This window comes from Halomonas sp. NO4 (assembly GCF_010994375.1).
Taxonomy (GTDB): Bacteria; Pseudomonadota; Gammaproteobacteria; order Pseudomonadales; family Halomonadaceae; genus Halomonas.
Map to the genome: position 1 here is coordinate 1 of NZ_WHMA01000061.1, position 9,221 is coordinate 9,221.

General features: G+C 65.6%; 11 protein-coding genes. 9 read left to right on the plus strand and 2 right to left on the minus strand.

The features are described 5' to 3' along the window. Nucleotides 1-55 precede the first annotated feature (55 nt). Nucleotides 56-1,279, minus strand: a complete 1,224-nt coding sequence (locus FEF15_RS18655; RefSeq protein ID WP_163560892.1) for a Do family serine endopeptidase — start codon at nt 1,277-1,279, stop codon at nt 56-58. A 115-nt stretch (nt 1,280-1,394) separates the two neighbouring features. Here FEF15_RS18655 and FEF15_RS18660 point away from each other — a divergent pair, with 115 nt between their 5' ends. Continuing rightward, on the plus strand, nt 1,395-2,156 hold the full coding sequence (locus FEF15_RS18660; RefSeq protein WP_163560894.1) for a Nif3-like dinuclear metal center hexameric protein: 762 nt from the start codon (nt 1,395-1,397) through the stop codon (nt 2,154-2,156). Nucleotides 2,157-2,163: 7 nt separating this feature from the next. On the opposite strand, the gene FEF15_RS18665 is transcribed toward FEF15_RS18660, so the two are convergent. Next, the gene (locus FEF15_RS18665) at nt 2,164-2,598 is read right to left on the minus strand and encodes a DUF1043 family protein (RefSeq protein WP_163560896.1); all 435 of its coding nucleotides are present in this window, start codon (nt 2,596-2,598) and stop codon (nt 2,164-2,166) included. Between the two features lie 182 nt (nt 2,599-2,780). Between FEF15_RS18665 and zapE the strand changes: the two genes are divergently transcribed. The 8 genes from zapE to FEF15_RS18705 all read left to right on the plus strand — a co-directional run bounded on the left by zapE (nt 2,781) and on the right by FEF15_RS18705 (nt 9,076). Then, a complete protein-coding gene (gene zapE, locus FEF15_RS18670) occupies nt 2,781-3,953 on the plus strand; it encodes a cell division protein ZapE (RefSeq protein WP_163560898.1) in 1,173 nt (390 codons plus the stop codon). A 168-nt stretch (nt 3,954-4,121) separates the two neighbouring features. Continuing rightward, nucleotides 4,122-4,550 carry a 50S ribosomal protein L13 gene (gene rplM / locus FEF15_RS18675; protein WP_163560912.1) on the plus strand — a complete coding sequence of 143 codons (429 nt, stop codon included), beginning with the start codon at nt 4,122-4,124 and terminating at the stop codon, nt 4,548-4,550. Between the two features lie 13 nt (nt 4,551-4,563). After that, on the plus strand, nt 4,564-4,953 hold the full coding sequence (gene rpsI, locus FEF15_RS18680) for a 30S ribosomal protein S9 (protein ID WP_163560900.1): 390 nt from the start codon (nt 4,564-4,566) through the stop codon (nt 4,951-4,953). Nucleotides 4,954-5,167: 214 nt separating this feature from the next. Continuing rightward, nucleotides 5,168-5,761, plus strand: coding sequence for a ubiquinol-cytochrome c reductase iron-sulfur subunit (gene petA / locus FEF15_RS18685; RefSeq protein WP_163560903.1), 594 nt, complete (start codon nt 5,168-5,170; stop codon nt 5,759-5,761). Next, a complete protein-coding gene (locus FEF15_RS18690) occupies nt 5,761-7,020 on the plus strand; it encodes a cytochrome bc complex cytochrome b subunit (protein WP_163560904.1) in 1,260 nt (419 codons plus the stop codon). The genes petA and FEF15_RS18690 overlap by 1 nt, the downstream gene beginning before the upstream one ends. Then, complete coding sequence (locus FEF15_RS18695) at nt 7,020-7,787, plus strand: cytochrome c1 (protein ID WP_163560906.1); 768 nt, start codon at nt 7,020-7,022, stop codon at nt 7,785-7,787. Before FEF15_RS18690 ends, FEF15_RS18695 begins: the two co-directional genes overlap by 1 nt. A gap of 169 nt (nt 7,788-7,956) precedes the next feature. Beyond that, entirely contained in the window at nt 7,957-8,583 is a 627-nt protein-coding gene (sspA, locus tag FEF15_RS18700; protein WP_163560908.1) for a stringent starvation protein SspA, read from the plus strand. A gap of 34 nt (nt 8,584-8,617) precedes the next feature. Further along, nucleotides 8,618-9,076, plus strand: coding sequence for a ClpXP protease specificity-enhancing factor (locus FEF15_RS18705; RefSeq protein WP_163560910.1), 459 nt, complete (start codon nt 8,618-8,620; stop codon nt 9,074-9,076). The last annotated feature ends 145 nt before the right edge of the window (nt 9,077-9,221 follow it).

Here is a 9,221-nt window from a genome sequence, read left to right on the forward strand (position 1 = left end):
CCTGAGAAGTGGGAAGCCTCGCCCGTGGCGCGTCAGCGCTTAGGGCGGGGAGCAGTCACGATTGTGGGTGCCGGAGCTGCGGTGTGGGACGCTCGCCGACTTCCAGGGTCACGTCGAGAGTCTTGCCGCCGCGCACCACGGTGAGCGGCAGCTCGGAGCCGGGCTCGACGGCAGCGATGTCGCTCATGGTCTCCCGGGCGTCGAGGATCGGGCGTCCGTCCACGGCGAGCAGGACGTCGCCGGGGCGTAGGCCAGCGCGGGCCGCCGGACCCTCGGGGACCACCCCGGCGATCACCACCCCGCGCGGGGCGTTGAGGCCGAAGGAGGCGGCGAGTTCCGGGGTCATCTCCTGGGCCTCGATGCCCAGCCAGCCGCGAATCACCCGCCCCTGGGTCACCAGGTCGTCGAGGATGCTGCTGGCCAGGCGTGTGGGGATGGCGAAGCCGACGCCCTGCGACCCCCCCGAGCGCGAAAAGATCGCCGTGTTGATGCCCACCAGCGCCCCTTCGGCGTTGACCAGGGCCCCGCCGGAGTTGCCGGGGTTGATCGCCGCATCGGTCTGCACGAAGTCCTCGTAGGCGTTCAGGCCCAGGTGGCTGCGTCCGGTGGCACTGATGATACCCATGGTGACCGTCTGGCCGACCCCGAAGGGGTTGCCGATGGCCAGCGCCACGTCGCCCACAGCGACGTCCTCGCTGTCGGACAGCGAGATCACCGGCAGCTCCTCGATATCGATGCGCAGCACGGCCAGGTCGCTCTCCGGGTCGGTGCCGATCACCTCGGCCAAGGTCTCGCGGCCGTCGCGCAGCGCCACCTGGATCTCGTCGGCGCCGTCGATCACGTGGTGGTTGGTCAGCACGTAGCCGTCCTCGCTGACGATGACCCCGGAGCCAAGACTGGAGAGCAGGCGTTGCTGGCTGGGTAGTTCGTCGCCGAAGAACTGGCGGAAGAAGGGGTCCGACATCAGTGGGTGCTCTTCACGCTCGACCACCCGCGAGGAGTAGATGTTCACCACCGCCGGTGCGGCACGCTCCACGGCGTCAGAGTAGCTGATCGGGCCCTGGTCGCGGGAAAGCGGGGCGGCCTGGCGCACCTCCGGGGTGGGGCGCGGGGCCGGCTCGCTAGTCGGTGCCGGGCTGGGTGCCTCCGACACGGTGGGGGAGAGGGCAGGAGGCATTGGCGAACGCCCCAGCAGCTGCGGGAAGGCGTTCAACAGCACGATGGCCAGCAGGATCCCGGTGATAACGGGCCAGACATAGGGCGCGAGGGCTCGACGCATGCGGCGCTATTCCTGATCAGCGGGAGGGGCGTAGGCACCTCCCCCCGCGGTCGTGACAGTGGCGAAGGTGTGCAATAGTGTATCACTGCCACTCTTTCCCTGTCCGGAGGCCTGGATGATTGCTCGAGACGACCTGGTTGCCGCCTGCGATACCCTTCTTGCTGCACCACGCTTCAAGGACTACACCCTCAACGGCCTGCAGGTGGCTGGCCGAGACCGCATATCACGGGTGATGAGCGGCGTGACGGCTTGCCAGGCGCTGCTCGACGAGGCCGTGGCCTGGCAGGCGGACCTGCTGCTGGTGCACCACGGCTACTTCTGGAAGAACGAGCCGGTGGCCGTCACCGGCATGAAGCGGCGGCGGCTGCGTACACTGCTGGTCAACGACATCAACCTGCTCGCCTACCACCTGCCGCTCGATGCCCATGCCGAGCTGGGCAACAACGCCGAGCTCGCCCGGCGGCTCGGTTTCACGGTGGAGGGGTGCGCCGACGGGGAGTTGGGCGAGGGGCTGGTGTGGCTCGGTCGTCCGGCGGCGCCGTGCAGTGCCACGGCGCTGGCAAGCCGGGTAGGCGACGCCCTGTGCCGCGCGCCGCTGCTGATCGAGGCGCCGGAGGGGAGCGAGATCCGGCGCGTGGCCTGGTGCACTGGCGGCGCCCAGGACATGATCCTCCAGGCCCAGGCGGCGGGTGCCGACGCCTTCATCTCCGGCGAGATCTCCGAGCGCACCACCCATCTGGCCCGCGAGCTGGGCATTCACTACCTGGCCGCCGGCCATCACGCCACCGAGCGCTACGGTGTCCAGGCACTGGGCGAGTGGCTCGCCCGGGAGTATGCCGTCGAACACCGCTTCGTGGATATCGACAACCCGGCCTGAGCCGGGCTCAGTAGCGCGGGGGCTGTGGCTGTGCGGTGCCGTCGTTGCTGGGCTTGAGGCCGAAGTCCTCGGAGAGGGTGCCGCCGCGGCCGTCGGCGTAGTCGCGCGGGGTGGGAAGCGGTGCTTCCTCGGTTTCGACGGCCAGGCCGGGGCGCTCGCTCGGCCCCTTGACGTCGAAGGTGGCGGCGTCCTCCGCCAGGCGCTGCTCCAGGGCCCGTGACTCGTGCTGGAGGCGACCGATCAGGGTGCCAATCTCGGTGAAATGGTCGTCGAGCCGGTCGCGGAGCTGGCCGAGTTCGCGTTCGCGCTCGGCCAGTCGCTGGCGCAGCTGCTGGCGATGGCCGGCGCCGCTGCCGGCCAGGTGGTATCCCAGCGCGCCCAGGCCGCTCCCTGCCAGCAGGCAGGCGATGGCCAGGATCCAGTTGATGTTGCCGTATTCCACTTGCTTCTCCCTGTTGGTGCGCGCGACCGGATGGACTGTCGGGCGAGCTGCGTTGGCGCCCATTATAGAGGGGGCGACGGTCTCGGGGTCAACGCACCCCCGGCGCTGCCTGCGCGTGACCGCGGGGATGCGTATAATGGCCCCCTTCATAAGCAAGCCACGACGTCGAGCCAGGAATCGCCATGCCTGACATTGAGACAGCCCAGCGCGGTGCCACGCCGCTGGCGCGCTATCGAGCGGACCTCGAGCGCGAGGACTTCCAGCCCGACCCGGCCCAGGAGCGTGCCGTGGCTCACCTGCAGCGTCTCTTCGAGGAGCTGGTGGCCACGCCGCGTGCGGCGCCGCGCGCCACGGCCAGCGCCAGAGGCCTCAAGGCGAAGATGGCCGGTCTGTTCGGGCGCAGCGACAGGGTGGACGGCGCGGCGCCGGCCTTGCCGGCCGTTACCGGCCTCTATTTCTGGGGCGGTGTGGGGCGCGGCAAGACCTATCTGATGGATACCTTCTACGAGGCGCTGCCGTTTCCCGACAAGATGCGTACCCACTTCCACCGCTTCATGCAGCGCGTGCACAACGAGCTGGAGCACTACAAGGGCGAGAAGAACCCGCTCACCCTGGTGGCCGGCAAGTTCGCTGCCGAGGCGCGGGTGATCTGCTTCGACGAGTTCTTCGTCAAGGACATCACCGATGCCATGATCCTGGCCAACCTGCTCGAGGCGCTGTTCGCGCGGGACGTGGTACTGGTGGCGACCTCCAATATCGTGCCCGACGAGCTCTACAAGGATGGCCTGCAGCGGGCGCGTTTCCTGCCCGCCATCGAGTTGCTCAAGCGCCATTGCGAGGTGGTCAACGTCGACTCGGGCATCGACTATCGGCTGCGTGCCCTCGAGCGGGCCGAGATCTTCCACGCGCCCCTCGACGCGGCGGCCGAGACGGAACTGGCGCGCAGCTTCCGCGAGATTGCGGGACACGCCGGCGAGGAGGACGTGGCCATCGAGATCAATCACCGCATCCTCAAGGCGCGTCGCCTCCACGACGACGTGGTGTGGTTCGACTTTCGCGAACTCTGTGACGGGCCGCGCAGCCAGAACGACTACATCGAGCTGGCGCGCGAATACCACACGGTGCTGGTCTCCAACGTGACGTGCATGAGCGGCGCCACCGAGGACCAGGCACGACGCTTCATCAACTTGGTCGATGAGTTCTACGACCGCGGCGTCAAGCTGTTGATGTCGGCCGAGGCGCCGGTGGAGCGACTGTATGCCGACGGCCGCCTCGCGTTCGAGTTCCAGCGCACGCTGTCACGCTTGCAGGAGATGCAGTCGCGGGAATACCTGGCACTGCCGCACAAGCCGTGACGCGGTCCAAAGGGCCCGAGTCGCGTTGCCTGGTCTGCGGGGGTCGTGTAGAATGCCGCCTCGCTCGACCGTTGTCCGCCCAGGCGGGCAACCAAGAAGAATAGGGACGATCCCATGCCGGCCGCACCGGCGGCGGGATCCAACACATTCAATGTGGTGCTTTCAACCATGAAGACATTCACTGCCAAACCGCAGTCCGTGCAGCGCGACTGGTATGTCGTCGATGCCGCGGGCAAGACGCTCGGCCGCCTGGCCACCGAGATCGCCCGCCGTCTGCGCGGCAAGCACAAGCCCGAGTTCACCCCTCATGTGGACACCGGCGACTACATCGTCGTGATCAACGCCGAGAAGGTCCAGGTCACCGGCAACAAGGCCAAGGCCAAGAATTACTACCGCCACACCGGCTATCCGGGTGGCCTGCGCTCCATGAGCTTCGAGCAGATGATCGCTCATGCGCCGGAGCGCGTCATCGAAGCCGCCGTGAAGGGCATGCTGCCGAAGGGCCCCCTGGGGCGCGCCATGTATTCCAAGCTGAAGGTCTACGCCGGTGCCGAGCACCCGCACGCCGCCCAGCAGCCGCAAGAACTGAACATCTGAGGGGGTCATCGCCATGACACAGCAGTATTACGGGACCGGGCGCCGCAAGACTTCCACCGCCCGCGTGTTCCTCAAGCCGGGCACCGGCAAGATCACCGTCAACAGCCGTGAGCTGGATCAGTACTTCGGCCGCGTCACCGGCCGCATGGTCGTGCGCCAGCCGCTGGAACTGACGGAAACGCTTGGCCAGTTCGATGTCTACGTCACCGTTCAGGGTGGCGGTGGTTCCGCACAGGCGGGCGCCATTCGTCACGGCATCACTCGCGCACTGATGGAGTACAACGAGGACTTCCGCAAGCCGCTGCGCGCTGCGGGCTACGTCACTCGTGACGCTCGCGAGGTCGAGCGCAAGAAAGTGGGTCTGCGCAAGGCGCGTCGTCGCCCGCAGTTCTCCAAGCGCTGATACGCTCAGTGCTGCGACAAAAAAGCCCAGGCCGTTGCCTGGGCTTTTTTATTGCAAATCAATGAGTTGCAACGAAAATGCCACCTTCGTCAGGCCCTGTTCGTCTTGTGCATGACGGCACGATTCCTTACTATGTGGCGGATTTGGTATCCGTGATCGCGGGACGCCAATCCCGTGATGGATCAACGGGTAAGCTGATGGGAGAAACCATAACATGGCAGATAACGGCGTGAACAAAGGGCGGCGCCGTCTTCTCTTGGGTGCGACCACCGTGGTGGGTGCGGTGGGCGCCGTGGGAGTGGCGGTTCCCTTTGTGGCTTCCTGGCAGCCGAGTGCCAGGGCAAGGGCAGCAGGGGCGCCCGTGCAGGCGGACGTCTCCAAGCTCGAGGAAGGGCAGCGCATGATCGTCGAGTGGCGCGGGCGTCCGGTGTGGATCGTCAAGCGCACGACTGAGATGATCGAGCGCACCGAGAACCTCGACCCGTCTCGGCTGGCCGACCCGGACTCGATGGTCGAGCAGCAGCCCGACTACGTGACCGGTCCGCTGCGTTCCATCCGTCCCGAGATCTCGGTGCTGATCGGTATCTGCACGCACCTTGGCTGTTCGCCACTGTTCCGTCCGGAGCCGGGGGACGTCGACATGCAGGCCTGGCCGGGTGGCTATTTCTGTCCTTGTCACGGCTCCTTCTTCGACCTGGCGGGGCGCGTGTTCCGTAACGTGCCGGCACCGACGAACCTGGAGGTCCCGCCGTACCGCTTCGAGAGCGACGATGTGATCATCGTTGGCGAAGACGAGGAGACTGCCTGATGGGTAATCCGAACAAAGTCAAGGCGGAACGCGGTTTCATGCGCTGGGTCGATGACCGCTTCCCCGCCACGCAGATGTGGCAGGACCACCTGTCCAAGTACTACGCGCCCAAGAACTTCAACTTCTGGTACTTCTTCGGTTCGCTGGCCATGCTGGTGCTGGTCAACCAGATCCTGACCGGTATCTGGCTGACCATGAGCTACAACCCGTCCGCGGAAGGGGCCTTCCGTTCGGTCGAGTACATCATGCGCGACGTCGAATGGGGCTGGCTGCTGCGCTACCTGCACTCCACCGGCGCAACCGCCTTCTTCGTCGTCATTTATCTGCACATGTTCCGCGGTCTGCTCTATGGCTCCTACAAGGCGCCACGCGAGCTGATCTGGATCTTCGGCATGGCGATCTATCTGGCGCTCATGGCCGAGGCCTTCATGGGTTACCTGTTGCCCTGGGGGCAGATGTCCTATTGGGGTGCCCAAGTCATCATCTCGCTGTTCTCCGCGATCCCGGTGATCGGTCCGGACCTGACCCAGTGGATCCGCGGTGACTTCCTGATCTCCGGGATTACCCTCAATCGCTTCTTTGCCCTGCACGTGGTGGCGCTGCCCATCGTGATCCTGGCGCTGGTGGTGCTGCATATCATCGCCCTGCACGAGGTCGGTTCCAACAATCCCGACGGCATCGACATCAAGGCCAAGAAGGACGAGACCGGCAAGCCGCTGGACGGCATTCCCTTCCATCCCTACTACACGGTGAAGGATATCTTCGGGGTGGCCGTGTTCCTGTTCGTCTTCATGGTGGTGGTCTTCTACTTCCCCGAAGGTGGTGGCTACTTCCTCGAGCCGCCCAACTTCCAGCCCGCCAATCCCATGGTGACGCCGGATCACATTGCCCCGGTATGGTACTTCACGCCCTTCTACGCCATCCTGCGGGCGATCACCTTCAACCTGTTCGGCCTGGATGCGAAGTTCCTGGGCGTCATGTTCATGGGGGCAGCCATCGCCGTGCTCTTCGTGCTGCCTTGGCTGGATCGCAGCCCGGTGCGCTCCATACGCTACAAGGGCTGGATGTCCAAGGTGATGCTGGCCGTCTTTGCGGTTAGCTTCGTGATCCTGGGGATCCTTGGCGCCCTGCCGCCGACGCCATTGCGTACCATCGTCTCCCAGCTGTGCACGGCCCTGTACTTCGCCTTCTTCCTGCTGATGCCGCTCTACACTCGGCTTGAGAAGACCAAACCCGTTCCGGAGAGAGTGACTGGCTAATGAAAAAGCAACTGTTCGCACTGCTCTTCGCGCTGGTGCCCTTCACGGCAATGGCCGCACCGGCCGCGGACGTGCCCTACTCGATGACCCCGGACCTCGATGACAAGGCGTCGCTGCAGCGGGGCATGAAGCTCTACACCAACTACTGCATGGGCTGCCACTCCCTGGAGCATCAGCGCTTTGCGCGCGCCGCCGAGGACCTCGGCATGCCTCAGGACCTGGTCGAGCAGAACCTGATCTTCTCCTCCGATCTGGCGTACAACGACCTGATGCACAACGCCATGACCGAGGAGGACGCCGCCAACTGGTTCGGTGCCGCGGCGCCGGATCTGACGCTCGAGTCGCGAGTGCGCGGCACCGACTGGATCTACTCCTACCTGCTGACCTTCTACCGTGACCCGAGCCGTCCCAACGGGGTCAACAACAAGGTGTTCGAGATGGTATCGATGCCCAACGTGCTCGAGCCGCTGCAAGGGGTTCAGGAGCAGGTGTGTGCGGAGACCGATCGCCCTGTGGAGGGTGCTGAACTCGACCCGCTGACCGGCAAGTACCAGTCGTGCAACGTGCTGCAGGTGACCCAGCCGGGGACCATGGAGCCCGACGAGTTCGAGGAGGCGGTCTACGACCTGACCAACTTCCTCGCCTACGTGGGTGAGCCCTCCAAGCTGCAGGCCCAGACCCTGGGGCCGAAGGTGCTGATCTTCATCTTCATCTTCGGGGTGCTGGCCTACCTGCTGAAGCGCGAGTACTGGCGCGACGTCCACTGATCCCGAGATGTGAGGCGCAGGGGGCGCATGGCCAAGGCCGTGTGCCCTCTCTGCGTTGTGGGGGGCTCTGCGTTGTGGGGCGCTGCCCGGTACGGCGTGGAATGCTGCGTCCCCGTCGAAGCGGGTCGCGTGTTATCATTCGGGTTCGATTTGATGCGAGGATTGTTTCATGGGTGTAGTGGCCAAGCGGTCGTCGATGACCTTCTACTCGGGCAGCGATGATCACTTCAGTCATCGCGTGCGCATCGTGCTGGCCGAGAAGGGCGTGGCGGTGGACATCGTCGAGGTCGGCGGTGATCAGCGTCCGGAGGAGCTCGCCGACCTCAACCCCTACAACAGCGTACCCACGCTGCTGGATCGGGACCTCGTCCTCTACGAGTCCAAGGTGATGATGGAGTACCTCGACGAGCGCTTTCCGCATCCGCCCTTGCTGCCGGTGTACCCGGTGGCGCGTGCCCAGAGCCGCTTGTGGATGCATCGCATCGAGCGCGAATGGTGCCCCCTGGTCGAACAGATCGAGCAGGGGGGCAAGAAGGACGTCGAGAAGGCACGCAAGGAGCTGCGCGAGAGCCTGATCGGCATCTCGCCCATCTTCGAAGACGTCCCCTATTTCATGAGCGAGGAGTTCTCGCTGGTGGACTGCTGCATCGCGCCGATCCTCTGGCGACTCCCGGAGTTGGGTATCGAGCTGCCGGAGAAGCAGGTCAAGCCGCTGGTCAGCTACATGGAGCGGCTGTTCGAGCGCGATGCCTTCACCGCCTCGCTGAGCGAGCGCGAGCGCGAAATGCGCACCTGAGCGCTGCCATCCCGCAACCGAAGGAGGGCAACCGATGCTGTCGAGCCGTCCCTATCTCGCCAGGGGCCTCTACGAGTGGCTCCTGGACAACGAGCAGACCCCCTACGTCGTGGTGGATGCCGAGCAGCCCGGGGTGAAGGTGCCCCGCCAGTTCGTGCAGAACGGCCAGATCGTGCTCAACGTGGGCCCCGCGGCGGTGCGGGATCTGGCCATCGACAACGCCTGCCTGGCCTTTCATGCCAGTTTCGGTGGGCAATCGATGCAGGTCGTCGTGCCCATGAGTGCCCTGGTGGCGATCTATGCCCGGGAAAGCGGGGTGGGCATGGTGTTCGGGCACGAGCCGGTGATGCCCGAACCGCAGGCTGACGACACCGAGACGTCGGAGGCGTCGCCGCTATCGAGCGTGGAGCGCGAAGAGGCGACTACCGAGGGCGACGACGAGGGCGAGACGCCGCCCTCCCGCGGGCGGCCCTCGCTGCGGGTCATCAAGTAGCGGTTTCCGCTGGCGTCGGCGCGCCGTTACGGCAACGACACCATCGGGCATGCAAAAGCGGCAGGCGCAAGCCTGCCGCTTTTTCGATGTGCGCCAGGCATGGCGCGCAGCGCCTGACTGGCGCTGTTCCCGAGGGTGGTGCCTC